The organism is Streptomyces sp. NPDC043861, assembly GCF_056435905.1.
Genome location: NZ_JBWKDP010000003.1, coordinates 197,725 through 223,210, shown reverse-complemented (window position 1 = coordinate 223,210; position 25,486 = coordinate 197,725). Strand labels below are relative to the sequence as shown.

Here is a 25,486-nt window from a genome sequence, read left to right as displayed (position 1 = left end):
GCCCCGGGGAGCCTCAGTTCCCCGGAGCAGCGACGGTGCCGGTGCCGTGCGTTCACGCCCGGGCGTGCCCGGGCCGTCTCTCAGGCGGCGGGGAGTTTTGCCGCCAGCACGTCGACCGGGCGGATGTCCGGGGCCTCGGCGAGCAGCGGGGCCGCGTCGGCGAGCGCTGCCGCGATCTTCCCTTCGAGGTGGGCGCGGCGGGCGTCCTCACTGCCGAACGCGTCGAAGACCCCGAAGGAGGTCGGACCGAGACGCAGGGCGAACCAGACCGTGGTGCGGTCCTCCTGCTCGGCCAGAGCGACCGCGCCGGTGAGGAGGTCCTGGATCTCCTGTGCGTGCTCAGGCTTGGCCTCGATACGGGCGAGCAGGGCAAGGCGGACGGATTCATGGGTGCTGGTCATGAGAAGCGTTCTCCGTGGATGGTCGGGGTGGCGTTGGTCCGTTTCCGATCGGTGTGATCAACGTACGGCGCCGACCGAGGTCGTCCCAGTGGCGGATCCGACACTTCTTCTACCGTTTCCGACATGGAGATCGAGGGCTTGCCGATGCCGGAATCTTCGATTCCGGGGCTGTCGTGCCAAGTGACGTCCTGCTGACGTCAACGAGCCGTGGGACGAACTTCGAGCCCCTGCACCCCTGAACGGTGAATCGCGCGGGTCCGCACGGCCCCGTGCGTACGGGCTGCGGGCCCGGCCGTGGGAACGCCGTAGAGCTCAGCCGCTCTGAGTGAACTCCCGGGCCAGGGCTCCGGACGGCCTCCGCTGCGGGACGGCCTCCCCTGCGGGACGGCCTTCGCCGCCCGCGACGGCCCGCCACCCGCGACGGCCTCCGCCTCCCGGATGTCCGGCGGCTACTCGGGCTGGTGCTCGGGCGGGCCGAAGTCCGGACTCGTGAAGTCCGGGCTGGTGAACGTCGGCCGGGAAGTGGTGGAAGAGCCCTCGCTCGGGCTCGAGAAGTCGGGCCCGCTGTAACCGATCTTGGGGATCCGGTTCACCCGGCGGGGCGGGGCCGGGGAAGTCGGGTCGGTGCTGGGGTCGGCGAGGGCGGCCCGCAGAAACGGGATGACACCCCGCTCCAGGACGGCGTGCCGCCAGGCATCCTTGGCGCGAGCCACCTCGTCGGGCAGTTCGCCGCTGGTCTCCTCGGCGGGCACCTGGGTCGCGCCGTTGCGCAGAGCGGTGATCAGCAGGCCGATCGCGGCGGCCAGAAGACCCGCCGCCGCGAGTGCCCCGAAGAACCAGCCGGCCGTCAGCAGGGTCTCCGCAAAAGCGGGTTCAGGGCTGAGCGCCTTCAGGACATAACCCACGAGCAGAAAGATCACCGCGGCGGTGCCCGCGAGGATCGGCGCCAGCACGGTGAGGACGGCGCCGAAGCCCGCCCCGGCACCGGCCTCTGCCGTGTCGCCGACCGCAGGTCCCAGCACCGAGCTCGCGACGGACGAGGCAGTGGGCGAGCGTTGCTCCTCGCGGAGTTGCACGTAGTACGCATACTCCGGGGCGGCTGCGCTGGTTATCAGCGCGGTGGCGTTGAGGGCCATCGTGCGCAGTTGTTCGGCGTTGAGCCGCTTTCCGACGGCGTCGAGATCCGGGCGTTCGTGTGCGTTGCGCAGCGCGTCGTCGAGGATGCGCTCGTATTCGGCGCGATCCTCGGTCAGCAGGTGCGGAGCGCTGTTCATGTGCATCCCCCGATGCTCCGTAGGGCCGGATTGCCCGCGTGGATGGGCAGTTGGGCGGAAACGGAGGAGAGCCTGCTACGGATAAGCCGATGGTAGAGCGGTCAAGGCACGGGGTGACAGGGGGTTTCCGGAAATCGCCTCCCCCGGATTGCCTCAGCTCTGCAACGGAAACTGGACGACCAGCAGCTTTCCGGCCATGGTCACGCCGCCGTCCATCGCCACGGCAAGCCCGTCCGCGTACACGTGCGGGCCCTCGACGACCGGTCCCGAGTCGCCCTCGCCGTCATCGGCGTCCTCGGTGCCCACCTGGCCCAGCAGATAGGGAATCGGGCTGTGGCCATGGACGATGCGCCGGCCGCCGTATGCGCCGAGCAGTTCGCGCACGGCCTCGGGGCCGTCGTCGTCACGGAAGGCGAAACGCTTGGTGAACTTGCGGAAGAGGTCCCAGCACTCGTCCGCGTCGTTCCGGTTGAGGATCTCGTGGACGTTCTCGTTGACGTCCTCGATGGTCGTGCCGAAGTCGAGGTAGGCCGTCGTGTCGGAGTGCATCAGCAGATGCCCGTCCTCCTCGACCACGGCGTCCAGTCGGGACATCCACTGGAGGTGGACGTCCTGGAGCCGGTCCATGTCGCACTTCTGGCCGCCGTTGAGGAGCCAGGCGGCCTGGAAGGTGGCGGTACCGGCGCCGGAGTTGACGGGGGTGTCGGCGAAGCGTTTCGCGCCGATGAGCAGCAGCTCATGATTGCCCATCAGGGCCTTGCAGTAGCCGCCGGCGGCCGCGGCCTCGGCGGAGAGCCGCATGACGAGGTCGATCACGCCGATCCCGTCGGGACCGCGGTCGGTGAAGTCGCCGAGGAACCAGAGCCGGGTGTTGCCGGCCGCCCAGTGGCCCTCGGCGTCGATCAGGCCCTGCTCGGTGAGCGCGGCGAGCAGCTCGTCGAGATAGCCGTGGACATCTCCGACGACAAAGAGCGGGCCGAGGCCGTCGGGGACGGGACTCTCCGCCTCGACGGGCGTGACATTCACCTGAACGGTGTCTCCGCGGCGGTTGATCACCGGCAGATCGCGTTCGGTGGGTGTGTACCCCTCGGGCAGCTCATCGTCCGGATAGGCGTTCCCGGGGTGGGCGGCCGGCTGCACGGACGCGCCGACGCCATGGGCGGGTGCCTGCTCGGTCACGGGCATGGCCTCGTGCGCCGCGGCGGTCTGCTCGGGCACGGGAGGGTGCTCATGCATGGCAGCCTGCTCGGCCACGGGCACGGGAACGTGCTCATGCGCGGCAGACTGTTCAGGGGCGGGCGGCTGTGACTGCCCGGCGACCTGTGACTGCACCGGAACCTGCGCATAGGGGGGCACCCGGAAGTCACGCAACGTCGCCGTCCGCACCACGGGTTCCTGACCGGCCCCCTGAGTCATCGACCCCTCCACCACCGTCGCGCCGCCGTGCACCGTCGGACCGGCCTGGTCGGGGGAGGCCCTCGGTGTCGTGCGCCCATCATAGGAATGCGGCTCGTGCTGTGTGACGCACCAGGGGTGCTGAATCCGGGTAGAGCCAGGGTTCGGTGACCGCTTCGCCCTAATTGGGGTGATCCAGGGTTCGGTGATCGGGCCACTCAGTCCTGAGTCTCGTCCTGGGAGGGCGACCGCGGGGGGCTCACCGTCGTCCGGGGGAAGCGGCGCTGTGAGGACGTACGGATGATGAGTTCGGTCGGTATCACCTGCTCGACCGGTCCGCCGTCGTCGACGCCCTCGATGGCGTCGATGAGCAGCTGGACCACAGCGGTGCCGATGCGCCGGGGCTTGAGCGAGAGCGTGGTGATGGGCGGCTCGGTGTTGGCGTACACCATGGACTCGCTGCAGCACACCAGCAGCAGGTCGTCCGGGACTCGCAGCCCGTACCGCCGGGCCGCGGCGAGAAGATCGGTGCCGTTGGGGTCGAAGAGTCCGTAGACCGCGTCGGGGCGGTCCGGCCGGGCGAGCAGCCGGTCGGCGGCGACGGCGCCCGCACACGGGTCGTGTGCGGGATAGGCCTCGTAGACCGGGTCCTGGCCGACCCGCTCGCACCAGTTGAGGTACGCGGTGGTCGAGAGCCGGGTGTAGGTGTCCGTGGTGGTGCCGGTGAGCAGGCCGATGCGGCGGGCGCCGGCGGCCGCGAGATGATCGAGCAGGTCGAGTACGGCGGCTTCATGGTCGTTGTCGACCCAGGCGGTGACGGGAAGAGTGCCTGCCGGGCGGCCGTCGGAGACGACCGGCAAGCCCTGGCGGACCAGTTCCGTGACGACCGGGTCGTGGTCGGAGGGGTCGATCACGACGGTGCCGTCGAGGGCGACGTTCGACCAGACGTCATGGCGCGAGGTGGCCGGGAGGATGACGAGCGCGTACCCGCGGGCGAGTGCGGCGGAGGTCGCGGCTCTGGCCATTTCGGCGAAATACGCGAATTCGGTGAAGGTGAAAGGTTCATCCCCGTACGTGGTCACCGTCAGGCCGATGAGTCCCGACTTGCCGGTACGGAGCGTTCTGGCGGCGGCCGACGGGCGGTAGCCCAGTCGGTCTGCGACCTCGCGCACGTGGCGGCGCGTGGCGTCCGGGAGTCTGCCCTTGCCGTTGAGTGCGTCGGAGACAGTCGTGATGGAGACACCGGCTGCGGCGGCCACGTCCCGGATGCCTGCCCGACCCTGCCGGCGGCCCCGGCGCGAAGTTTCTGTCCGGCTCACCTGGTGCTTCCCTGCTGCTGTCATGGCGAGCCGATAGTAGGGCGATGACGAGTGGTTGGTCCGGTCGCATATGCGCTCGTTGACAGGTACGTTTCTGCATGGCGAATGACCCGTAATTGTCTTTGAATCAAAGGGTGTTGATGGGGTCTGCGGTGGTCTCACGGTCGTCAACCGGCATGGGCCTGCCATAAGGGCGATGTCTCGAAGAGGTCTCAACTCACCACTACGGGTGATGCGCGCCACGGAGTGAGCCACCGGCGCGCGCCCAGATGGGGAGCGCTCCCCCTTTTCTCCGCGTTCCGCCTCCGCCCATTCGCAGCAGCCCGGAATCCTCATAAGGTGAGCAGCATTGGTGAGTGTGTAGGACGGTCGAGGAGGACCTGCGGTGAGTGAGACGAGCCCCAAGCTGCGCGCCGAGCTGGATGGCATTCCCACCTACAAGCCCGGCAAGCCGGCCGCGGCCGGTGCCGAGGGCCCGGCTGCCTTCAAGCTGTCCTCCAACGAGAACCCGTATCCGCCGCTGCCCGGAGTGATGGAGACCGCGGTCGCCGCGGCAGCGAGCTTCAACCGCTACCCGGACATGGCCTGCACCGGGTTGATGAACGAGCTCTCCGACCGTTTCGGCGTGCCTGTCTCGCACCTGGCGACCGGTACCGGCTCGGTGGGCGTCGCCCAGCAGTTGCTCCAGGCCACATCGGGTCCCGGTGACGAGGTCATCTATGCGTGGCGGTCCTTCGAGGCCTACCCGATCATCACCCAGGTCAGCGGTGCCACGTCCGTCCCGGTGCCGCTGACGCCGGGCGATGTGCACGATCTGGACGCCATGGCCGACGCGGTGACCGACCGGACCCGGCTGATCTTCGTCTGCAATCCCAACAACCCCACCGGAACCGTGGTGCGCCGGGACGAGCTGGAACGGTTCCTCGACCGGGTGCCCTCCGATGTCCTGGTGGTGCTGGACGAGGCGTACCGCGAGTTCATCAGGGACACGGCCGTACCGGACGGTGTCGAGATCTACCGGGAGCGGCCGAATGTCGCCGTGCTCCGGACCTTCTCCAAGGCCTACGGCCTGGCCGGCCTGCGGGTCGGCTTCGCGATCGCCCACGAGCCCGTGGCGGCTGCGCTGCGCAAGACCGCGGTGCCGTTCGGCGTGAGCCAGCTCGCCCAGGACGCAGCGGTGGCGTCGCTGCGGGCCGAGGACGAGCTGCTCGGGCGGGTCGGCGCCCTCGTCGCCGAGCGCACGCGGGTGTACGACGGGCTGGTGAAGCAGGGCTGGACGGTGCCGCAGACCGAGGCGAACTTCGTCTGGCTTCGGCTCGGCGAGCGTACGGTCGACTTCGCCGCGGCGTGTGAGCGGGCGGGTGTCGTGGTGCGGCCGTTCGCGGGTGAGGGCGTGCGGGTCACCATCGGCGAGTGCGAAGCGAATGATGTGTTCCTGAACACGGCGGAGGCGTTCCGCAACGCGATGTAGCGGGCCTCCGGACGATCGGGAGAGCCCCCGCGAGCACCCCGCTCGTGGGGGCTCTCCCATGCTGCCCGCGTGCTGTTCGGTGATCCCCGCCCCCCGGGCCCTCAGGGCCCCGAAGTCGACACTGCGTGGGGACGGCCGGCGGTGCAGCAAGCCGGTGACCGGCAGAGGGGGACCCGCTCACTCGTACGGTTTTCGGATAGGTCATAATTGCTTGTGAATGTGAACGCGTTCACAAGCACGATCCCTATGGTCCCGGTTTTCGGTGGGATGGGAGGGGCGAGTGCTGCGTGATCCGTGATCAGGCCGATGTGACCACGCCGACGTAAGGAGAGACGACGTGGACCTCGCTCTGGCGCCAGAGACCCTGGCGCGCTGGCAGTTCGGCATTACCACCGTCTACCACTTCCTCTTCGTCCCGCTGACGATCTCGCTGGCCGCACTGACGGCCGGACTGCAGACGGCGTGGGTGCGCACGGAGAACGAGAAGTACCTCAAGGCGACCAAGTTCTGGGGCAAGCTCTTCCTGATCAACATCGCCATGGGGGTGGTCACCGGCATCGTGCAGGAGTTCCAGTTCGGCATGAACTGGTCGGACTACTCGCGCTTCGTCGGTGATGTGTTCGGTGCCCCGCTCGCGTTCGAGGCGCTGATCGCCTTCTTCTTCGAGTCCACCTTCATCGGCCTGTGGATCTTCGGCTGGGACAAGCTTCCGAAGAAGATCCATCTTGCCTGCATCTGGATGGTCTCGATCGGCACGATCCTGTCGGCGTACTTCATCCTGGCGGCCAACTCCTGGATGCAGCACCCGGTCGGTTACCGCTTCAACAAGGAGAACGGCCGGGCCGAGCTCACGGACTTCTGGCTCGTTCTCACCCAGAACACGGCGCTGACCCAGGTCTTCCACACCCTCACCGCGGCCTTCCTCACGGGAGGCGCATTCATGGTCGGTATCGCGGCCTTCCATCTGGTGCGCAAGAAGCACGTCCCGGTGATGAAGAGCTCGCTGCGGCTCGGCCTGGTCACGGTCGTCATCGCCGGCCTGCTCACCGCCATCAGCGGCGATCTGCTCGGCAAGGTCATGTTTAAGCAGCAGCCGATGAAGATGGCCGCGGCCGAGGCGCTGTGGGACGGCGAGGGTCCGGCGCCCTTCTCCGTGTTCGCGTACGGCGACGTCGACAAGGGCCACAACAAGGTCGCGATAGAGATCCCCGGCCTGCTGTCCTTCCTGGCCAACGACGACTTCACCTCGTATGTGCCGGGGATCAACGACACGAACAAGGCCGAGCAGCAGAAGTACGGGCCGGGGGACTACCGGCCCAACATCCCCGTCACCTACTGGGGATTCCGCTGGATGATCGGCTTCGGCATGGCGTCCTTCGCGATCGGTCTGGCCGGACTCTGGCTGACCCGCAAGAAGTTCATGCTGCCGCGGTCGCTCAGGGTCAGTGAGGACGAAGTGCCGCATGTCGTCCTCCTCGGGAAGCCGCTCGGCCCGAAGCTCACCAGGCTCTACTGGCTGGCGGCGATCTGGACGCTGGGCTTCCCGCTGATCGCGAGCTCGTGGGGCTGGATCTTCACCGAGATGGGCCGGCAGCCCTGGGTCGTGTACGGCGTGCTGCGCACCCGTGACGCGGTCTCCCCCGGTGTCTCCACGGGCGAGGTGATCACCTCGATGATCGTCTTCACGACGCTCTACGCGGTACTCGCCGTGATCGAGGTCAGGCTGCTGGTGAAGTACGTGAAGGCCGGGCCTCCCGAGCTCACCGAGTCCGACCTCAACCCGCCCACCAGGATCGGCGGCGACGACCGTGACGCCGACCGGCCTATGGCCTTCTCGTACTGAGACCGACAGGGAGCTGAGGCATGGAACTCCATGACGTCTGGTTCGTACTCATCGCCGTTCTCTGGACCGGCTATTTCTTCCTCGAAGGCTTCGATTTCGGGGTGGGCATCCTCACGAAGCTGCTCGCCCGTGACCGGGCCGAGAAGCGCGTCCTCATCAACACCATCGGTCCTGTCTGGGACGGAAACGAGGTGTGGCTGCTCTCGGCGGGCGGGGCGACGTTCGCCGCGTTCCCGGAGTGGTACGCCACCCTCTTCTCGGGCTTCTATCTGCCTCTGCTGATCATCCTCGTCTGTCTGATCGTGCGCGGAGTCGCCTTCGAGTACCGGGTGAAGCGGCCGGAGGAGAGCTGGCAGCGCAACTGGGAGCTGGCGATCTTCTGGACCTCGCTGGTGCCGGCCGTGCTGTGGGGTGTGGCCTTCGGCAACATCGTGCGCGGAGTGAAGATCGATGCGGAGATGGAGTACGTCGGTACCTTCGGCGATCTGCTCAATCCGTACGCGATCCTCGGCGGACTGGTCACACTGTTCCTGTTCACGTTCCACGGGACGGTGTTCGCCGCGTTGAAGACGGTGGGCGACATCCGTGCCAGGGCGCGGAAGCTGGCTCTGCCGCTGGGCGTGATCACGGCCCTGACGGCGTTCGGCTTCCTGGGCTGGACCCAGGCGGACAAGGGGGACACGGCCAGTCTGGTGGCCATGACCGTCGCTGTGGTGGCGCTGGTCGGGGCGATCGTGGCGATCAAGGCGGGACGGGAGGGGTGGTCGTTCGCACTGTCGGGTGTCACGATCGCGGCCGCGGTCGCGATGCTGTTCCTGACGCTCTTCCCGAACGTCATGCCGTCCTCGCTCAATGAGGAATGGAGCCTGACGGTGACCAATGCCTCCTCGAGCCCGTACACGCTGAAGATCATGACCTGGTGTGCGGCGATCGCCACGCCTCTGGTGCTGCTCTACCAGGGGTGGACGTACTGGGTGTTCCGGAAGCGGATCGGCACGCAGCACATCGCCGATCCGCACTGAGTACCAGGCCCTCCGGGGTCCGCACGCCCCGAGCCAGGTACCGATCACTGAGCATCGCGCACAGGGCTCCGTCGACCTGCCGTCCATGAGTAGGGGATGTTTCACGTGAAACCCGTCGACCCGCGTCTGCTTCGGTACGCCAGGGCCACCCGCTTCTTCATGGCGGCTGTGGTGGTCCTCGGCCTTGCCGGGGCGGCGCTGGTCGTCGCCCAGGCGATGCTCATCGCCGAGGTGGTCGTGGGGGCGTTCCAGCAACGGCTGGACGTTTCCGGTCTGTGGACGCCACTGGTGCTGCTCGCCGGGGTTGCGGTGGGGCGTGGGCTGGTCGCATGGCTGACCGAGCTGGCGGCGCACCGGGCGAGTGCGGCGGTCAAGAGCGAGCTACGGATGCGGCTGCTGGCACGCGCTGCGGCGCTCGGTCCGGGGTGGCTGAGCGGGCAGCGCACCGGATCCCTCGTCGCCCTGGCCACACGTGGGGTGGACGCGCTCGACGACTACTTCTCGCGCTATCTGCCGCAGTTGGGGCTTGCGGTGGTGGTCCCGGTGGCGGTTCTGGCGCGCATCGTCACCGAGGACTGGGTGTCGGCGGCGGTCATCGTGGTCACGCTGCCACTGATTCCGATCTTCATGGTGCTGATCGGCTGGGCCACCGAGGCCCGGATGAACCGTCAGTGGGCGCTGCTGTCGCGACTGTCCGGGCACTTCCTTGATGTGGTCGCCGGACTGCCGACGCTCAAGGTGTTCGGGCGGGCGAAGGCACAGGCCGAATCGATCCGGTCCATCACCGCCGAGTACCGGCGGGCGACGCTGAAGACGCTGCGGATCGCCTTTCTGTCGTCGTTCGCGCTGGAACTGCTGTCGACGCTGTCGGTGGCGCTCGTGGCCGTGGGCATCGGAATGCGGCTCGTCCACGGTGACCTCGATCTCTACACGGGCCTGGTGGTGCTGATCCTGGCGCCCGAGGCCTATCTGCCGATCCGGCAGGTCGGGGCGCAGTACCACGCGGCGGCGGAGGGCCTGTCGGCGGCGGAGGAGATCTTCGCCGTGCTGGAGAAGCCCGTGCGGGGCGGAGGTGCGGGGACGCCGGGCTCGGTACGGCTTGAGCTCGCACAGGTGACGGTCCGTCGTGAAGGGCGCGCGGAACCGTCGCTGGACTCGGCGTCGCTGGTGGTGGAGCCGGGAGACGTGGTGGCCCTGGTGGGGCCGAGCGGGGCGGGGAAGTCGACGCTTCTCGATGTGGTGCTGGGGTTCGTTCCGCCCGACGAGGGCCGGGTGCGGGCAGGCGGAGTGGATCTGGCGTCGCTGGACCTGGATCGATGGCGGGAGTCGATCGCATGGGTACCGCAGCGCCCGTATCTCTTCGCGGGAACGGTCGCGGAGAATGTGCGGCTTGCGCGACCGGACGCGACCGATGAGGAAATCATGGCTGCCCTGCGGGATGCCGGGGCGTACGAGTTCGTCTCCGGGCTGCCCCAGGGCATGGGCACCCTGCTCGGCGAGGACGGCACCGGGCTGTCAGCGGGACAGAGGCAAAGGCTCGCGCTTGCCCGTGCGTTCCTCGCCGACCGCCCCTTGCTGCTGCTCGACGAGCCCACGGCCGCGCTGGACGGAGAGACCGAGGCGGGGATCGTGGACGCGGTCCGGCGGCTGGCGGCCGGCCGCACCGTGCTGCTGGTGGCGCACCGGCCGGCGCTGCTGGCCCTCGCGGACCGGGTGGTGGAGCTGGGCGCTTCCCGGGCGGTGCCCTCTCCCACCCGTCCGCCCACGGTGGAGCAGGCCGGGGACTCCCCCAGCGCCACCGGGCTGCCGCGGCCCCTGTCCTCGGCGGCCGGTGCGGCCGGTGACGGGGCGGAGACGGACAGGGGCGGTTCCGGGGCGGGGGGACAGCACTCCGCCCGGTCCTCGGCTGTCGTAGCGGGTGCGGGTGCGCTCCTGGGTGCGACGTCTCATGGGCGGCAGCGCGTCGCTGATCCGCAAGGTGCCGATGGTTCACGGGACGCAGACGCGACACGGGAAGTCAGCGGGCCACGGGATGCCCATGGGTCACAGGACTCCGGAGCGGAAGCGCCCGACCGGACCCGGCGCGACGGTGTTCTGGCACGGGTGCGGGGGATGGCCGGAGGGCTGCGGGGGCGGCTGGTGCTCGGGCTGCTGCTCGGGAGCCTGGCGATGGGGTCCGCGGTGGGGCTCATGGCAGTGTCCGGATGGCTCATCTCCCGGGCATCGGAGCAGCCTCCCGTGCTGTATCTGATGGTCGCCGTGACCGCGACCAGGGCATTCGGGATCGGGCGGGCCGTGTTCCGTTATGCGGAGCGTCTGGTGTCGCATGACGCAGTGCTGAGGATGTTGGCCGATATGCGGGTCGGTGTGTACCGGCGGCTGGAACGGATCACGCCCGCTGGGCTGCGGCGTGCCCGGCGCGGCGACCTGCTGTCGCGGCTCGTCGCCGATGTGGACGCCTTGCAGGACTACTGGCTGCGCTGGCTGCTGCCCGCGGGTGTCGCCCTCGTCGTCGGGGCCGGTTCGGTGGGCTTCACGGCGTGGCTGCTGCCCGAGGCCGGTGCCGTGCTGGCCGTCGGGCTGCTCGCCGCAGGGGTGGCCGTGCCGATGGTGAGCGGTGCGTCTGCGCGACGGGCCGAGGGCAGGCTCGCCCCGGCGCGGGGTGTGCTGGCGACCCGCGTCGTGGATCTGCTCCGTGGGGCGGCGGAGCTGACCGTCGCAGGCGCGGTCAGGGGCCGGGTGGCCGCGGTGCGGGAGGCCGACCATGCGCTCACCGGGATCGCGTCGCGTGCCGCGTCCGCCACGGCGCTCGGCGGCGGACTCTCCGCCGTGGCCTGCGGGCTGACCGTTGCCCTCGCCGCGTGCACCGGTGTCATGGCAGTGCATGCGGGCCGTATCGAGGGCGTGGAGCTCGCCGTCGTCGTACTGACCCCGCTTGCCGCGTTCGAGGCGGTGAGCGGGCTTCCGCTCGCCGTGCAGTACCGGCAGCGGGTGAAGCGGAGTGCCGAGCGGGTCTTCGAGGTGCTCGACGCCCCGGTGCCCGTGCATGAACCGCACACCGGGGCACCTGCACCGGCTTCCGCGTTTCCGCTCCAGGTGCGCGGCCTCGCCGCCCGGCACGCGGACCGGCAGAGCGACGCGCTCACGGGGTTCGATCTGACGCTCACCGCAGGCAAGCGGGTAGCTGTCGTCGGGGCCTCGGGTTCCGGCAAGACCACACTCGCCCAGGTACTGCTGCGCTTCCTGGACGCGCGGGCGGGCACGTACACCCTGGGCGGGACCGACACGGCTGCTCTGGACGGCGACATGGTCCGACGCTTCGTCGGCCTCTGCGCCCAGGACGCGCACATCTTCGACAGCTCCATCCGGGAGAACATCAGGCTCGCCCGCACCGATGCCTCCGAGGACGAGCTGCGGGCGGCGCTGGCCGGTGCCCGGCTGCTGGAGTGGGCCGACGGTCTCCCCCGTGGCCTGGACACGCTCGTGGGCGAGCACGGAGCCCAGCTGTCCGGCGGTCAGCGGCAGCGCCTCGCCCTCGCTCGCGCACTCGTCGCCGACTTCCCCGTGCTGGTGCTCGACGAGCCCGCCGAGCATCTCGACCTCGTCACGGCGGACGCCCTCACCGCTGATCTGCTGGCTGCCACCGAGGGGCGTACGACACTGCTCATCACCCACCGGCTGCGCGGCCTCGACGCGGTCGACGAGGTGGTGGTGCTGGACGGCGGCCGGACGGTGCAGCGCGGACCGTACGCGGAGCTCGCGGCAGCCGACGGGCCCCTGCGCCGGATGCTGGAGCGTGAGCGTGCCGGTGATCTGCTGGCCAGCCGACTTCGGGAGCCGACTTTCCAGTCCAAATAGGGCTTACTACGCTCAGGAGCATGACAGCGCCCGGTGCGAGCGGTCCGGAAGACCACGAGGGCCCCGGGGACCGAAGAGGGCCCGAGGACCCCAGGGGTCGTCTCGAGGCCGCCGCGAAGGCGGCCCTCAGTCTCCGGAGTCTGTCCGCCGAGTTCATCGCCCGCCTCCCCGAGCTGCTCGAGGCGATGGGCTCCTCCGGCACCGGTGCGGAGCTGCACTCCACCCTGGACCGGATCTGTCAGACGGCCACGGAACTCGCCGGCGCCCGCTATGCCGCAATCGGGGTCCTCGACGAGGCGGGCCGGGGACTCTCCGACTTTGTTGCGCACGGAGTGACCGAGGTGGTGGCCCGGCGCATCGGTCGCCGGCCGGACGGGAGGACGGGGCTCCTCGGCGCCCTGATGCGCGAGCCCGAGGCGATCAGGCTCGCCGATCTCACGAAGGACCGGCGCGCTGCCGGATTTCCGCCGGGCCATCCGCCGATGCGGTCCTTCCTCGGAGTGCCGGTCCGGGTGCAGGGGGAGATCTTCGGCAATCTCTATCTGGCGGACAAGCGTGGCGGGGACGAGTTCACGGACGAAGACTTCCATCTGGTGCGTGTTCTCGCGGCCGAGGCGGGCATCGCGATCGGCAATGCCCGGCTGTACGAGGCCGCACGGCAGCGCGAGCGCTGGATCGACGGCTCGGTGGCCGTCACCACCGCACTGCTCTCCGGCGGGGACGCGGACGACGCGCTGTCCGTGGTCGCGGAACAGGCGCGGATGCTCGCCGATTCGGCCGCCGGCGTCGTGCTGCTGCCTGCCGGGGAGGGAGGACTGGAGGTCGTCGCCGTCTCCTCGGAGCGGCCGGCCGTGCCGCTCGGCGCGGTGATCCCGGCGGACAACCCGGCTGCCGTGTCACTGCTTGCGGGCGAGTCGGTGTTCGCTGCGGACGCGGACGCCGATCCGCGCATGCCCCCCTGTCTGGCGAGCGAGTACGGGCCGAGCATGCTGTTGCCGCTGCAGAGTGGCGGCCGGGTGCTCGGTGCGCTGGCAACACCGAGGGCAAGGGGGGCGCGCCGGTTCACCGTGAGCGAGCGCACTCTGGCCGCCCAGTTCGCCTCGCAGGCCGCGCTGGCGCTGATGATGGCCGAGGCGCAGCGGGACCGGGAGCGGCTCGCCGTGTACGAGGACCGGGACCGGATCGCCCGCGATCTCCACGATCTGGTGATCCAGCGGCTGTTCGCCACCGGGATGATGCTGGAAAGCGCCCAGCGGAAGTCGCTCGTGCCCGGTGTGCAGGAGGGCGTGGGAAAGGCGGTCGACGAACTGGATGTGACCATCCAGGAGATCCGCACCGCGATCTTCGCCCTGCAGCAGGGGCCGGTGGAGGCACCCTCGGGACTGTGCACGCGTGTCCTGCGCGAGATCAACATGGCGGCCGTCCCGCTGGGCTTCAAGCCCTCGCACCGCTTTCTCGGCCCGGTCGACTCGGCGGTCGGCGAGCTGACCGGCAAGAATCTGATCGCCGCGCTGCGGGAGGCGCTCTCCAACGCGTTCCGGCACGCTGAGGCAACCCGTATCGACGTCGTCGTCGATGCGACGGTACGGCTGGAGGGGCTGCACGACCGGGGAGACGGCCGCAGGGTGCGGCTGTCCGTCGCGGACGACGGTGTGGGGATTCCGGAGGGCGGCCGGCGCAGCGGGCTGCGCAACCTCCGGCGGCGCGCCGAGTCCCTCGGCGGATCGAGCTGGTGCGAACCGGGGCTCGCGGAGGGCGGCGGCGGTACGACGGTGATCTGGGAGGCGCCGCTCCAGCTGCGCCCGGGCGCGGGAGCCGGACGGGATCAGCCGGAGGCATGACGGGTCCGGCGTGCCCGGCGCCTGGCTGACCGTCAGACTCCGTTGCAGGCACCGGGGGGCTGCTCCGGGCGCGGGCTTTGCGCAGCGATTGGGCTGGTTGGCGGTACGACACCGACGAAATACCGCACATCAGACAAATGTGGTGTGACGATCCGGACATGGGCCACCAACACCGCGACCGGCACAGGCTGCTGTTTGTGTCGTTGATGTGCCTGCTGCTGGTCCTGCCCGCACCGCGGGCCACCGCCACCGACGGGCCGACCGTCAGTGCCCAGGTGGCCGGGCTGCTGGAGGAGGCGGCAAGGGCGACCGTGTTGTACGAGCGGGGCCTGCATGCCGCCGAGGTCGAGCGTGCCCACACCGAGGTGCTCCAGCAGCGGCTGGCACAGCGGCGCCGCGAACTCTCGCGTCTGCACGACAGGATCGGCATGGTGGCCCGCGCCCAGTACCGCAGCGGAGGCTCCCTCGCGGTGACCGCGAAGCTGCTTCTCACCGACGACCCCGACGACATGATGCGCGGGTGGCAGCTGGCCTGGCAGATGGAGCTGGCGGTGAACAGGCTGCTGGACGAGGCCAAGAAGGCCGAGCGCCGGAGCGCCCGGGCGGAGCAGAAGGCGCGCATCGCCTGGCTCGATCTGGACGCTCGCGCCGAGCGGCTGGCCTCGCTCAAGCAGGGAATCCAGACCAAGCTCGAGACGGCTCAGTGGATGCTCCAGGCCCAGGCCGACCGCAGTGCCGCGGCCGGCCAGTGTGCCGGAGCGGTACGGCTCGACCAGCCGCCGTTGCCGGAAGGGCCCAACTGGGTGGCGCCGGTGCAGAACTACACGCTCTCGGCCGGTTTCGACAGTGCGGGCGAACACTGGGCACACCGCCACACCGGGCAGGACTTCGCCGTCGGCATCGGCACGCCTGTGCGGTCGGTCGGAGAGGGCCGGGTGGTTTCGGTGTCCTGCGGAGGCGGCTTCGGCATCGAGGTCGTCATCCGGCACTCCGACGGCTGGTACACGCAGTATGCGCACCTTGCCGCGGTCACCGTCGACCAGGGCGACTGGGTGAGCACCGGGCAGTGGGTCGGACAGGCGGGTACAACCGGCAACTCGACGGGGCCGCACCTGCATTTCGAGGCCCGGCTCACGCCCTATCTGGGCTCCGGGGTGGATCCGGTGGGCTGGCTGGCGGAGCGCGGGGTGTCGGTCTGAGCCGGGTGCCGGCTCCGTCCTGGCAGGTTTGAGGGCCGCTCGCTTCCCGGGCCGGCCGGTTCCGACGAGGTCGCCTCGGGACCGCGTCCGACGTGCCACACGAGTACGGGTGCTGTGAACACCACTGCCGCCGACCGCCGTTCCGCAGGCCCCGGAAATTCCGGGCAGGTGCTGGTGCCGACGGTCAGCGGCGGGGACCGGCGCCTGCCCGTGGGCCCCGCGCGAGCGTGGGCGATGTGGTGGTGGACCGACCGTGCTGTCGACAGCCGGTCCACGCCCAGAGGATGACCGTCGGCCTACGGCACCGGTCGTCGACGTGCCGCGCTACGCCTTGTGCGCGGCGAGTATCTGCTCGATGACGACCGCGACCCCGTCCTCATTGTTCGCGACGGTCCGGCCCGAAGCGGCGGCGAGGACGTCCGGGTGGGCGTTGCCCATCGCGAACGATGTGCCCGCCCAGGTCAGCATCTCCATGTCGTTGGGCATGTCGCCGAACGCCACGACCTCGTCGGACGAGATTCCCCGCTGCGCGCAGCAGAGGGCGAGGGTGGAGGCCTTCGAGACGCCCTTGCCACTGATCTCCAGCAGGGTGGTGGGGCTGGACCGGGTGAAGGAGGCCAGATCGCCCGCCGCCGTCCTGGCCAGGGCGAGGAAGCCGTCGGGCGTCAGCTCGCCATGGTGGGCGAGGAGCTTGAGCACGGGCGCCCCGCCGCCGGGCACCTCCTCGTGGAGGAGCTTCTCGGCGGTGGCCACGGTGGCCCCCGGGTCGAGATGGAAGGGCGGGTAGTCCGGCTCGTAGTGGATGCCCGTGCTCAGCTCGACCGCGAACGAGGTGCCGGGCGCCGCGTCACGCAGCGTCCTGACCACGGTGAGGGCGGTGTCCCGCGCCAGGGGACGTGCCTGGAGAAGCCTGCCGCCGGCATGGAGGTCGACGACCGCGGCGCCGTTCGCGCAGATCGCCAGGCCGTGGCCGTGGACGTGATCGCTGACGACATCCATCCAGCGCGCCGGGCGGCCGGTGACGAAGAAGACCTCGATCCCGGCCTCTTCGGCGGCGGCGAGCGCCGCGACGGTGCGGTCCGAAACGGACTTGTCGTCGCGCAGCAGGGTGCCGTCGAGGTCGGTTGCGATCAGCCGGACGGTGGCCGGGAGGGGGAGAGGATCGTTAGCTGAGGTCACAGACGCATTGTCCCGTACCGGGGTGCACGTGCGTGCGGGAGGTCGCACATCTGAGTGTGCGGCCCTGCACCCACAGTGGTCAGCCCAGCTGCGAGAGGCCTTCGGTGGCGATCCGCTCGAAGACCCTCAGGTCCGCCGCGAAGACCGATTCGGCGATCGGCCAGTGGACGACGAGCTCGGTGAAACCGAGCTCCGTGTGCCTTCCCGCGAAGTCGACGAAGGCATCGAGCGAATCCAGTGGGTGGCCATGCCCGGCCGTCGTGATGGCCGGGTCGAAGTCCGGGGTGAAACCGGTGAGCAGGATCCGGTCGAGCTCCGACTCGTCCCGGCCGGCCTCGGCGCACGCCTTGCCCAGCTTGCTGACCTGCCCGGCGATCGCCTCGAGCGACTGTTCCGGGGTCCCCGTCCCGTACAGCTTCGGGTCACCCGTCGTGACCCACGCCTGTCCGTACTGTGCCGCGAGCTTCAGCCCGCGAGGTCCGGTGGCGGCGACGGCGAAGGGGAGCCGCGGCCGCTGGACGCAGCCCGGGATGTTCGATGCCTCGGTCGCGGAGTAGAAGCGGCCGTCGGACGTCGTCCCTGCCGGTTCGCGCAGCAGCTTGTCCAGCAAGGACACGAACTCGCCGAACCTGTCCGCACGCTCACGCGGTGTCCAGGGTTCCTCGTCGCTCCTGAGCAGGGTCGTCGCATCGAAACCGTTGCCGCCGGCGCCGATACCGAGGGTGATACGGCCGTCGGAGACGTCGTCGAGGGTGATCAGTTCCTTGGCGAGGGTGACCGGATGGCGGAAGTTCGGGGAGGTCACGAGAGTGCCCAGGCGCAGCGTGCCGGTGGCTGCGGCGGCGGCGGTCAGGGTGGGCACGGCACCGAACCAGGGGCCGTCGCGGAAGGTGCGCCAGGCCAGGTGGTCATAGGTGTATGCGGCGTGGAAACCGATCTCCTCGGCCCGCTGCCAGAGCGCCCTGCCCCCGTTGTTCCAACGGTGCACGGGAAGGATCACGGTGCTGAGGCGCAGGTGGGACGTCATGCCCTCCAGCGTACGTTGGCCGTGTCGCCGTCCCGGTCGGCGTTTTGTGCCCGGCCGAAACCCCAGGTCATGCGGGGGTCAGCCGGGAAAGCGCAGAAACTTCGGCGGAACGGCATCCGTGAGCCAGACGCCATTGGCGCTGACATGGAACACATGGCCGGCCCGGTGCATCGCGCCGGCGTCCACGGAGAGGACGACGGGGCGGCCGCGACGGGCGCCGACGCGGGTGGCGGTCTCGCGGTCGGGCGAGAGATGGACATGGTGGCGTGCCATGGGACGCAGGCCCTCGGTGCGGATCGCCTCGAGGCTGCGGGCTGCCGTGCCGTGGTAGAGATACGCGGGCGGCTCGGCGACCGGCAGGTCGAGGTCGACCTCGACGGTGTGGCCCTGGTTGGCGCGGATCCGGTCGCCGTCGATCGTGAAGCGCCGCTTGTCGTTGACCGCGACGACGTGGTCGAGCTCGGCGCGGGTGAAAACGAAGCCGTGTGCGGCCGCGGCCCGCATCAGCTCATCGATGGTGACCCAGCCGTTCGCATCGAGGGTGATCCCGATCCGCTCGGGCTGATGCCGCAGATGTTTCGAGAGGTACTTCGACACCTTGACGGTGCGCTGTTCGTTCATGCCGTCAGAGTGCCCGCGGATGTCGGCCCGCCGCCACGCGATTTTCATTCGGACGAAAGTGCTCCACATGTTTGGTCCACAGCCAAGTGCGTTTTCCACAAGGGGACTTGGGCGATCTGTGGACAACAGTCCTGCGATTCAAGGAGTTTGTCCAACTTCGCCTGATTCGACATGGTTTGAAGTGAGTGAATCCAATGTTCTTGTATGCAGCTCCCGTTCCGTCGCTGCGGTGATGAAAGCCTCCGTGTTCACCACGCCAACCAGGCGCTGAACCGCACGAATTGTGGCGATCGGCAGTGACACCGGGTGCTGCTGGTCATCGGGCACCGGAGGGCCCTCGGCGCTCAGGTGGTTCTGCAGATGCCGGGTGGCGAACATCTGCATCGCTCTGGCCAGTTCGGCATCGACCGTCTGCTGTGCGAGCGGTCTCAGTCGCCGAACCAGCGAAGCCGCTTCCGCCGCGTCCGCGTCCGTCGGTGGCCGATGACCCAGATATCGGGCAAATACATGCTCAGTCGTGAACTCCAGGAAACGAACGGCGATGTGTTCGACCTGAACGCGAAGCTCCCTCAGATGCCCGGAGATTGCGAGCAGTGGTACGCCTGCCGCGTGCAACTCGGCCGCCACCGCGAGCTCCTGGGGGCTGGGCACCAGGAACTCGTCCTCCCGTCCCGGGACGCGCTCCAGGACTCCGAGCTCCACCGCCTCGGAAATGGCCTGATCGTCCGGTTGCCCGCCGAAGGTCTCGTTCAGCTCCGCGCGGGTGATCCGGTCCGCCACCTCGTCGGTCCACGGGCCGTGCACCTCGGCGACGAGTCCGAGTACCCCGCCGAGCCCCCTTCCCGTGTCCCAGGCCTCCAGCAGCTCCTTGATCGACGCCAGGGTGTACCCCCGGTCGAGGAGGTCGGCGATCTGCCGCAGCCGGGACAGGTGCGTGGCACCGTACACATTGGACCGCCCGCGTCGCTCGGGCTTGGGCAGCAGTCCCCGGTCCTGGTAGGCACGAATGGTCCGTACCGTGGCGCCGCTGTGATGCGCCAGGTCCTCGATGCGGTACTCCGACCGGTACCCGGCTGCCGGCTCTCCGGACACGACGCTCACTCCCTACTGCCCCGTGGCGGTGCGTGCCGTCGCTCCACACGCGCCGCGCGGAGGCCACGGGCGACGACTCGGGACACCCGACCGCCGTGCGCAGCAACCCTTCCTGCGAGGGATGGTACGACCGTCCGGGGCCGCCGGGTATCGCCGGACCCGGCGCTCTGCCCGCCGGACGGCACCCCGCCCGGCGGGGAGCGCCGGGCGGCGGCCGCAGTCCGGCGTACGGCTGCTCACAGTGGCGGCTTCAGCCGGGCTGCCGCACGCAGAGCCCCGGGGGCGAAACGGGACACAAGACGCGCACCGCGGGCTTCCGGTGTCACGGGCACCACCGCCTGGTTCCTCACGACGGAGCGCAGCACCGCATCGGCCACCTTTTCCGGAGGGTAGTTGCGCAGCCCGTACAGCCGGGATGCCTTCTTCTGCCTGCGCTTCTCCTCCTCCGCAGAGACTCCGGCGAAGCGGGCGGTCGCGGTGATGCCCGTGTTCACGATGCCCGGACAGATCGCGGAAACCCCGATGTCCTGTGCCGCCAGCTCGGCGCGCAGACATTCGCTGAGCATCAGCACAGCGGCCTTCGATGTCGCATAAGCGGGAAGGGCTCTGGAGGGCTGGAACGCTGCGGCCGACGCGATGTTGACGATGTGGCCGCCCTGGCCGCGCTCGGTCATCTGCCTGCCGAAGATCCGGCAACCGTGGATGACGCCCCACAGGTTGACGTCGAGCACCTTCCGCCAGTCCTCGCCCGTCGTGTCGAAGAACGAACCGGACAGACCGATGCCCGCGTTGTTGACCAGCACATCCACGATGCCGTACTCGGCGGCGACCCTTCCCGCGAGCTTCTCCATCGCCTCCTCGTCGCTGACGTCGGCCGGCTCGCCCCAGGCGTCCGGCGCACCGATCAGCCGGGCCATCTCCGCAGTCCTGGCCGCACCTTCCGCGTCGACGTCGACGGCGACGACCCGCGCGCCCGCCTCCGCAAAGGCGAAGGCCGTGGCCCGGCCGATGCCGCCGGCCGCACCCGTCACCAGCACCAACTGCCCGCCGAACCGCTCGGCATACGGACCGGAGGCGGTCTTCTCCCGGGCCGCCAAGGCCGATCCCGCCCGCTCGCCGTCTTCGTTCCTGGTCACGAACCCGGTGATCCAGGCGGCCAGTTGGTCGGGGCGTGAGCGCGGCACCCAGTGCTTGGCGGGCAGTGTGCGCCGCACCAACCGCGGTGCCCACCGGCCCAGATCGTCGTAGAGCCGCTCGGACAGGAAGACGTCCTCCGTGGGAGTGATCAGCTGAACCGGTGCATGGGCATAGGCGTCGGAACGCGGCCTGCGCAGCCGGGCGCGTATGTTGTCGCGGTAGAGCCAGGCTCCATGCGCCGCGTCGGACGGCAGCGAGGCGGTCGGGTACCCGTCGCCCGGCAGCTTCTCCACCCGCTCCAGGATCCTGGGCCACCGTTTGCCGAGCGGACCGCGCCAGACCAGCTCGGGCAGCACGGGCGTATGCAGCATGTACACGTACCAGGACTTGGCCCCCTGGCCGAGCAGCTGGGCGACACGACGCGGGGTCGGCCGGGTCATGCGCTGCTTGATCCAGTGCCCGAAGTGGTCGAGGGAGGGCCCGGACATCGACGTGAACGACGCGATCCGGCCCTCGGTGCGCTTCACCGTGACGAACTCCCAGCACTGCACGGAGCCCCAGTCGTGTCCGACCAGATGCACCGGCCGGTCCGGGCTGACGGCGTCGGCGACGGCGAGGAAGTCGTCCGTCAGCTTCTCCAGCGTGAAGCCGCCACGCAGGGGCAACGGCGCTGTCGAGCGGCCGTGTCCCCGGACGTCGTACAGCACGACATGGAAGCGCTCGGCCAACCGGCCGGCCACCTCGGACCACACCTCCTTGCTGTCCGGGTAGCCGTGCACCAGCACGACCGTCGGCTGTGTCCTGTCACCGAGCTCCGCGACGCACAGCTCGATGCCGCCCGTATGCACCCACCGCTCGCGCGCCCCTTCGAGCCCCTTGCCCACGCCCGCCTCGGTCACGCCGCCTCCTCCTCGTCGGCCCAGCGCCGCACATGCGGCAGATCGTCGTCCAGCCAGAACGCGCTCTGCTCCGGGTCACCGGAGTCGGTGACGACCAGGAGCTCCTCGAACTTCGCACCCGTGCCCCGGAATCCGAGGTGCGGCTCGACCGCCCACAGCCCCGGCGACGGCGGGTGGTCGGAGATCTTGTACGGAGACCACAGCGGCGACCAGCCGTCCCGGTGACCCCGCAGAACGTCGCCCGCGAGACCCTTCAGGGACTGCGCGCCGAACCCGAGGACCGTCGGGGACCAGGAGCGCTGCCTGACCCGTCCCACCTTGTGGGCGATGACGCCGACGGGATAAGCGCGATGCCTGTTGGCATAGCCCTGCCTGACCATCAGCCTGTCCACGTCCTCGTAGATCTCACGCAGCGAGCGGCGCTCGCGCACCTCGCGCAGGATCAGCTCGCGGTGCGCCCGGAGATCGGTGAGCAGTCTGTCGTGCAGAGGGTGGGGCCCCAGACAGCCGGAATAGCCGATGTCCGCAGTGAAGCCCCTGTGCACCGGAGCCATGTCGAGGATGAAGGGCATCCCGGCCTCCAGCTTCCGGTCGGTCGGGAAGAACTGCAGCGGCAACCTGAAGTTGACGAACGCCGTCCGGTCGCCGAACCAGGCGAAGGGCAGATGGAACCAGTCCCGCACACCCCGCTCGCGCAGCCATTCCCGCTGCATCCGCGCCGCCTCGCGCTCGGTCACCCCCGGCCGGAGCTGTGCCGCGACGGCCTCCGCGCAGTCGTAGGCAAGACGCTGCACCTTCCGGAACCCCTGCAGCTCCGCAGTCCGTTCACCGGTCACTGCCGGGGTTGCGCGGGTTGCGCGGGTTGCGCGGGTCGTGCCGGCCATGCGCGCCACCGTCCGTCCCTCGTCATACGCGGTACGTGGTCGTAACTTGACACTGATGAATGTGACAATGCCCGGCGGCGGCGTCAAGAGACGTGCACCAGCCTGTGGACAACCCCGGACCGGGTCCTCCTTCGGCGGGGTCCCCCTACGGGCCCGTACGCCTCGAGTCTGATGCGGAACCAGCCGCCAGGGCTGACGCCGGATGTGGTGCGCGCCACTACCTTCGAACCGTGACTGTGATCGTGACCGAAAGCCTGAGCAAGCGGTACCCCCGGGTGACCGCGCTTGACCGGCTCTCCCTGGACATCGGGCCCGGTGTGACCGGACTCGTGGGCGCCAACGGGGCCGGCAAGTCCACACTGATCAAGATCCTCCTGGGTCTTGCCCCCGCCACCGAAGGACGGGCCGAGGTGCTCGGTCTGGACGTCGCCACCTCCGGTGCCGCGATCCGTGAGCGCGTCGGCTACATGCCGGAGCACGACTGTCTGCCGCCCGATGTCTCGGCCACCGAGTTCGTGGTCCACATGGCGCGCATGTCCGGTCTGCCGCCGACCGCTGCACGCGAGCGCACCGCCGACACCCTCCGCCATGTCGGCCTCTACGAAGAGCGGTACCGCCCCATCGGCGGCTACTCGACCGGCATGAAACAGCGCGTCAAGCTGGCACAGGCCCTCGTCCACGACCCACGGCTGGTCCTCCTGGACGAGCCGACGAACGGCCTCGACCCGGTCGGCCGCGACGAGATGCTCGGCCTGATCCGTCGCGTGTACACGGACTTCGGGATCTCGGTCCTGGTCACCTCCCACCTGCTCGGGGAACTCGAGCGCACCTGCGACCACGTCGTGGTCGTGGACGGCGGCACCCTGCTGCGCTCCAGCTCCACCAGGGACTTCACCCAGATCACGACCACCCTCGCGGTCGAGGTCACCGACAGCGACACCCATCCCGACGGGACGGCGGCGCTCCGCGAGGCCCTGACGGCCGCCGGAATCACGCTGCACGCGGGTGTCGAGGACGGTCTGCCCGGCGCCGGCCACATCCTCCTGCTGGAGGCGGTCGGCGAGGAGACGTACGACATCGTCCGCGACACCGTGGCCGCCCTGGGGCTCGGACTCGTCAGGATGGAACAGCGTCGCCACCACATCGCGGAGGTCTTCCGCCCGGATTCGGCGGCCCAGCCCATGGAGGTGCCGGCGCGATGAGCACCGAGACGACCCGGACCGGGACCGCCGGCAACGGGGCATCCCGTATCCACAACATCGGATACCGCAACTACGACGGTGCGCGCCTCGGCCGTGCCTATGCGCGCCGCTCCCTCTACGCGCAGTCGCTGCGCGGAGCCTACGGACTCGGCCGCTCCGCCAAGTCCAAGGTGCTGCCGATGATCCTGTTCGCGGTGATGTGCATCCCCGCGGCGATCATCGTCGCCGTCGCGGTGGCCACCAAGGCGAAGGGCCTGCCGGTCGACTACACGCGCTACGCGATCATCACCCAGGCGGTGATCGGCCTGTTCCTGGCCGCCCAGGCCCCGCAGTCCGTCTCCCGCGACCTGCGCTTCAAGACCGTGCCGCTGTACTTCTCGCGGCCGATCGAGCGCGTCGACTACGTCCTCGCCAAGTACGGCGCGATGGCCTCGGCCCTCCTCGTGCTCACCGGGGCCCCGTTGCTGATCCTCTACATCGGCTCGCTGCTGGCCAAGATGGACTTCGCCGAGCAGAGCAAGGGATTCGGACAGGGACTGGTCTCGGTGGCGCTCCTCTCACTCCTCTTCGGCGGCCTCGGCCTCGTCATGGCCGCCCTCACCCCGCGCCGCGGCTTCGGAGTCGCCGCTGTCATCGCCACCCTGACGATCAGCTACGGGGCGGTGTCCACGGTCCAGGCCATCGCCGAGGCGACCGGGGCCTCCGGCGGAGTGGAGTGGCTGGGGATCTTCTCGCCCATCACGCTCATCGACGGTGTGCAGACCGCCTTCCTCGGCGCGAGCTCCTCCTTCCCCGGCGGCCACGGTCCCGGTGCGGGCGCCGGTGCGGTGTATCTGCTCGTCGTCCTCGCGCTCATCCTCGGCTCGTACGCCGTGCTCATGCGCCGCTATCGAAAGGCCGGGCTGTGACTACCCTCAACATCGACCGCACCTCGCGCTGGTTCGGCAATGTGGTCGCCGTCAACGACGTGACCATGACCATCGGCCCCGGGGTGACCGGACTCCTCGGCCCGAACGGCGCCGGCAAGTCCACGCTCATCAACATGATGGGCGGGTTCCTCGCCCCCTCCACGGGCAGCGTCACGCTCGACGGCCAGGCGATCTGGCGCAACGAGTCGGTGTACCGGCAGATCGGCGTGGTTCCCGAGCGGGAGGCGATGTACGACTTCCTCACCGGGCAGGAATTCGTCGTCGCCAATGCCGAGTTGCACGGTCTGGGCGCGAAGGCGGCCCAGCGCGCGCTGGCCACGGTGGAGATGGAGTACGCGCAGGACCGCAAGATCGCGACGTACAGCAAGGGCATGCGCCAGCGCGTCAAGATGGCGTCCGCCCTGGTGCACGAGCCGAGCGTGCTGCTCCTCGACGAGCCCTTCAACGGTATGGACCCGCGCCAGCGCATGCAGCTCATGGAGCTGCTCCGACGCATGGGAAGCGAGGGCCGGACGGTCCTGTTCTCGTCCCACATCCTCGAGGAGGTCGAGCAACTCGCCTCGCACATCGAGGTGATCGTGGCGGGACGGCACGCAGCCAGCGGCGACTTCCGCAAGATCCGCCGACTGATGACGGACCGGCCGCACCGGTACCTGGTCCGCTCCAGCGACGACCGTGCCCTGGCAGCCGCGCTCATCGCGGACCCGTCGACAGCCGGCATCGAAGTGGACCTCCAGGAAGGGGCGTTGCGGATTCAGGCGGTCGACTTCGGCCGGTTCACTGAGCTGCTTCCGAAGGTCGCCCGCCAGCACTCGATCCGGCTGCTGACGGTGTCGCCGTCGGACGAGTCCCTCGAATCGGTCTTCTCCTACCTCGTAGCGGCCTGAAAGGAG

General features: G+C 69.6%; 19 protein-coding genes. 9 read left to right on the top strand and 10 right to left on the bottom strand.

The window, feature by feature from the left end:
• Positions 1-80 precede the first annotated feature (80 nt).
• The 4 genes from AC068D_RS08580 to AC068D_RS08565 form a co-directional block, all read right to left on the bottom strand.
• A complete protein-coding gene (locus tag AC068D_RS08580; RefSeq protein ID WP_478822213.1) occupies positions 81-401 on the bottom strand; it encodes a putative quinol monooxygenase in 321 nt (106 codons plus the stop codon).
• Between the two features lie 449 nt (positions 402-850).
• The gene (locus AC068D_RS08575) at positions 851-1,681 is read right to left on the bottom strand and encodes a hypothetical protein (protein WP_478822212.1); all 831 of its coding nucleotides are present in this window, start codon (positions 1,679-1,681) and stop codon (positions 851-853) included.
• A gap of 147 nt (positions 1,682-1,828) precedes the next feature.
• Positions 1,829-3,106: a metallophosphoesterase gene (locus AC068D_RS08570; protein ID WP_478822599.1), complete on the bottom strand. Its 1,278-nt coding sequence runs from the start codon at positions 3,104-3,106 to the stop codon at positions 1,829-1,831.
• A gap of 182 nt (positions 3,107-3,288) precedes the next feature.
• Positions 3,289-4,413 (bottom strand): LacI family DNA-binding transcriptional regulator, encoded by a 1,125-nt coding sequence (locus AC068D_RS08565; protein ID WP_478822211.1) that lies wholly within the window; start codon positions 4,411-4,413, stop codon positions 3,289-3,291.
• A gap of 361 nt (positions 4,414-4,774) precedes the next feature.
• Between AC068D_RS08565 and hisC the strand changes: the two genes are divergently transcribed.
• From hisC to AC068D_RS08535, 6 genes are all read left to right on the top strand, one after another.
• Complete coding sequence (gene hisC, locus AC068D_RS08560; RefSeq protein ID WP_478822210.1) at positions 4,775-5,860, top strand: histidinol-phosphate transaminase; 1,086 nt, start codon at positions 4,775-4,777, stop codon at positions 5,858-5,860.
• 337 nt (positions 5,861-6,197) lie between these two features.
• On the top strand, positions 6,198-7,703 hold the full coding sequence (locus AC068D_RS08555; protein ID WP_478822209.1) for a cytochrome ubiquinol oxidase subunit I: 1,506 nt from the start codon (positions 6,198-6,200) through the stop codon (positions 7,701-7,703).
• Between the two features lie 20 nt (positions 7,704-7,723).
• Positions 7,724-8,725, top strand: a complete 1,002-nt coding sequence (cydB, locus tag AC068D_RS08550) for a cytochrome d ubiquinol oxidase subunit II (protein WP_478822208.1) — start codon at positions 7,724-7,726, stop codon at positions 8,723-8,725.
• Between the two features lie 105 nt (positions 8,726-8,830).
• Positions 8,831-12,583: a thiol reductant ABC exporter subunit CydD gene (gene cydD / locus AC068D_RS08545; RefSeq protein WP_478822207.1), complete on the top strand. Its 3,753-nt coding sequence runs from the start codon at positions 8,831-8,833 to the stop codon at positions 12,581-12,583.
• A gap of 20 nt (positions 12,584-12,603) precedes the next feature.
• Positions 12,604-14,424 (top strand): GAF domain-containing sensor histidine kinase, encoded by a 1,821-nt coding sequence (locus tag AC068D_RS08540; RefSeq protein WP_478822206.1) that lies wholly within the window; start codon positions 12,604-12,606, stop codon positions 14,422-14,424.
• A 158-nt stretch (positions 14,425-14,582) separates the two neighbouring features.
• Positions 14,583-15,623, top strand: coding sequence for a murein hydrolase activator EnvC family protein (locus tag AC068D_RS08535; RefSeq protein ID WP_478822205.1), 1,041 nt, complete (start codon positions 14,583-14,585; stop codon positions 15,621-15,623).
• Between the two features lie 324 nt (positions 15,624-15,947).
• On the opposite strand, the gene AC068D_RS08530 is transcribed toward AC068D_RS08535, so the two are convergent.
• From AC068D_RS08530 to AC068D_RS08505, 6 genes are all read right to left on the bottom strand, one after another.
• Entirely contained in the window at positions 15,948-16,802 is an 855-nt protein-coding gene (locus AC068D_RS08530; RefSeq protein ID WP_478822204.1) for an HAD hydrolase family protein, read from the bottom strand.
• Positions 16,803-16,881: 79 nt separating this feature from the next.
• Positions 16,882-17,829: an LLM class flavin-dependent oxidoreductase gene (locus tag AC068D_RS08525; RefSeq protein WP_478822203.1), complete on the bottom strand. Its 948-nt coding sequence runs from the start codon at positions 17,827-17,829 to the stop codon at positions 16,882-16,884.
• Between the two features lie 78 nt (positions 17,830-17,907).
• Entirely contained in the window at positions 17,908-18,450 is a 543-nt protein-coding gene (locus AC068D_RS08520; protein ID WP_478822202.1) for an RNA 2'-phosphotransferase, read from the bottom strand.
• A 138-nt stretch (positions 18,451-18,588) separates the two neighbouring features.
• The gene (locus tag AC068D_RS08515; protein WP_478822201.1) at positions 18,589-19,542 is read right to left on the bottom strand and encodes a MerR family transcriptional regulator; all 954 of its coding nucleotides are present in this window, start codon (positions 19,540-19,542) and stop codon (positions 18,589-18,591) included.
• A 236-nt stretch (positions 19,543-19,778) separates the two neighbouring features.
• On the bottom strand, positions 19,779-21,578 hold the full coding sequence (locus tag AC068D_RS08510; RefSeq protein ID WP_478822200.1) for an SDR family oxidoreductase: 1,800 nt from the start codon (positions 21,576-21,578) through the stop codon (positions 19,779-19,781).
• Positions 21,575-22,462 (bottom strand): M24 family metallopeptidase, encoded by an 888-nt coding sequence (locus tag AC068D_RS08505; protein ID WP_478822199.1) that lies wholly within the window; start codon positions 22,460-22,462, stop codon positions 21,575-21,577. The genes AC068D_RS08510 and AC068D_RS08505 overlap by 4 nt, the downstream gene beginning before the upstream one ends.
• A gap of 236 nt (positions 22,463-22,698) precedes the next feature.
• Between AC068D_RS08505 and AC068D_RS08500 the strand changes: the two genes are divergently transcribed.
• From AC068D_RS08500 to AC068D_RS08490, 3 genes are read left to right on the top strand one after another with little or no spacing between them, the layout of a single operon-like run.
• Positions 22,699-23,664: an ABC transporter ATP-binding protein gene (locus tag AC068D_RS08500; RefSeq protein ID WP_478822598.1), complete on the top strand. Its 966-nt coding sequence runs from the start codon at positions 22,699-22,701 to the stop codon at positions 23,662-23,664.
• The gene (locus AC068D_RS08495; RefSeq protein WP_478822198.1) at positions 23,661-24,572 is read left to right on the top strand and encodes an ABC transporter permease; all 912 of its coding nucleotides are present in this window, start codon (positions 23,661-23,663) and stop codon (positions 24,570-24,572) included. The genes AC068D_RS08500 and AC068D_RS08495 overlap by 4 nt, the downstream gene beginning before the upstream one ends.
• The gene (locus tag AC068D_RS08490) at positions 24,569-25,480 is read left to right on the top strand and encodes an ABC transporter ATP-binding protein (RefSeq protein ID WP_478822197.1); all 912 of its coding nucleotides are present in this window, start codon (positions 24,569-24,571) and stop codon (positions 25,478-25,480) included. Before AC068D_RS08495 ends, AC068D_RS08490 begins: the two co-directional genes overlap by 4 nt.
• The last annotated feature ends 6 nt before the right edge of the window (positions 25,481-25,486 follow it).

Excerpts from the sequence above, each read along its gene's own strand:
- AC068D_RS08520 (WP_478822202.1), bottom strand. The coding sequence starts at position 18,450 with ATGAACGAACAGCGCACCGTCAAGGTGTCGAAGTACCTCTCGAAACAT.
- cydB (WP_478822208.1), top strand. The coding sequence starts at position 7,724 with ATGGAACTCCATGACGTCTGGTTCGTACTCATCGCCGTTCTCTGGACC.
- AC068D_RS08575 (WP_478822212.1), bottom strand. The coding sequence starts at position 1,681 with ATGCACATGAACAGCGCTCCGCACCTGCTGACCGAGGATCGCGCCGAA.
- AC068D_RS08535 (WP_478822205.1), top strand. The coding sequence starts at position 14,583 with ATGGGCCACCAACACCGCGACCGGCACAGGCTGCTGTTTGTGTCGTTG.
- AC068D_RS08565 (WP_478822211.1), bottom strand. The coding sequence starts at position 4,413 with ATGACAGCAGCAGGGAAGCACCAGGTGAGCCGGACAGAAACTTCGCGC.
- AC068D_RS08505 (WP_478822199.1), bottom strand. The coding sequence starts at position 22,462 with ATGGCCGGCACGACCCGCGCAACCCGCGCAACCCGCGCAACCCCGGCA.
- AC068D_RS08525 (WP_478822203.1), bottom strand. The coding sequence starts at position 17,829 with ATGACGTCCCACCTGCGCCTCAGCACCGTGATCCTTCCCGTGCACCGT.
- AC068D_RS08495 (WP_478822198.1), top strand. The coding sequence starts at position 23,661 with ATGAGCACCGAGACGACCCGGACCGGGACCGCCGGCAACGGGGCATCC.
- AC068D_RS08540 (WP_478822206.1), top strand. The coding sequence starts at position 12,604 with ATGACAGCGCCCGGTGCGAGCGGTCCGGAAGACCACGAGGGCCCCGGG.
- AC068D_RS08580 (WP_478822213.1), bottom strand. The coding sequence starts at position 401 with ATGACCAGCACCCATGAATCCGTCCGCCTTGCCCTGCTCGCCCGTATC.